The organism is Arthrobacter sp. Bz4 (assembly GCF_003075455.1).
Taxonomy (GTDB): domain Bacteria; phylum Actinomycetota; class Actinomycetes; order Actinomycetales; family Micrococcaceae; genus Arthrobacter_D.
This window is the reverse complement of sequence record NZ_QDAE01000069.1, coordinates 1-1,309: the sequence shown is the minus strand read 5'-3', so window position 1 is coordinate 1,309 and position 1,309 is coordinate 1. Positions and strand designations below refer to the sequence as shown.

Below are 1,309 nucleotides of genomic sequence, written 5' to 3'. Positions count from 1 at the left end.
GAACTTGGAAGCTTTAGCAAATCAACATTGTCGTGATCTGCAGCTCAACCAAGCGGTTCCCTACCCGTCATCCGCATGCCAAAAGCATGCCATTTCCAGGCTGTTTGTAAGGGGTCGGTCGCTATTTTTCCGCAGAAGCGGCGGCGACTTGTTCTACTTTACACACCATATGGACCGCTACCAAATCGGCCCTTTCATCATCACCTCCCACCCCGGAAACGCGCCCATTCCCCAGTAACGGCACCGATCAAGGTGCCTGCCCGGCGCCCCATCAACGGCAGGCCGAGCCGGAAAAGCGGCCATGAGACAGTGTGCCGTGCATCACGCAGATGGGCGCCCGTCAACTGTTCTCTGAATACCGCGCGAGCGCTTTTGCGATGGTGCGTAGTTGTGTCCGCGATGGTTCGATAATTGCCCTTGCCCGCCGTTCGATGCCGCTCCATCGCTACTGCAATGTCCGGGTATAGCCAGACATGTGCATCGGGCATCTCCCCTGGGCAGGTAGCAATCAGTCGGTGTCTCCACCCTGACCGATCGCTGCATTGGTGACGGTCGGAAATTGAGCCGTCACCGCGGTACCCAGGAAGGTCCCGCGATTGAGAATCTGAGGGAGGGCCATCCGGCCCCCGGGGCCCAGTCCCCGGCACCCTGCCACCAGCCCCAGCCCCAGCCCCAGACCGACAACTCGCGCAAAGATGCTGGCAGATCTTCCGCCCGACCTGGGCAACGTTGAGACCATCGGCTAACCATCGCGGATCACAAGGACACCTGATCACGTCCTGCAACGAAGGACTCCACCGAGGTAGGCATCTAAGGAAAGGCGACCGGCTACAGGAACAGCAAAATGAGCTTCCGCGCCTGGCTGCCCGTATTTGGCACGAGAGACCTATTGCCGGTGCAAACCCAGCTGGTCACTAACCAAAACATTGCCGATGCGTATCTGGTCAGTTCAACGCTGGAGACCGACGCTGATGATCCGAGGTACAGGTACCGGCCTATCACCGACGAGCTCCCAGGCGAACTACCGCAGCGGGGAAGAACGGGGTCCAGCTGTCGAGTCGAGACCACCGAATCTGGTCCATGTTTTCACGGCAGTGTTTTCACGGATGCGGACCCTGACCCCGGTCCTGAACCGCCGGTGCCGGCTAGCAGTCTCCGCATTGGAAAGCACCATGCACTCACGCAGCTATCCGGAACGGAGGCGCATGCAGATCGTGGACGCCACGACCGGTTGAATCGGACCACTTCCGTTCCCGGACTTTCCAAGGAATCGCTGAGACGCCACTCGCTCGCCAGGTCGATGGTGGTG

1 protein-coding gene is annotated in these 1,309 nt (G+C 59.8%); it reads left to right on the top strand.

Features of this window, described 5'->3' with window-relative positions; genetic code table 11:
• Positions 1–238 (top strand): hypothetical protein (locus tag DDA93_RS16555; protein ID WP_207771378.1); only part of this gene is annotated, 238 nt, incomplete at its 5' end.
• Positions 239–1,309 lie beyond the last annotated feature (1,071 nt).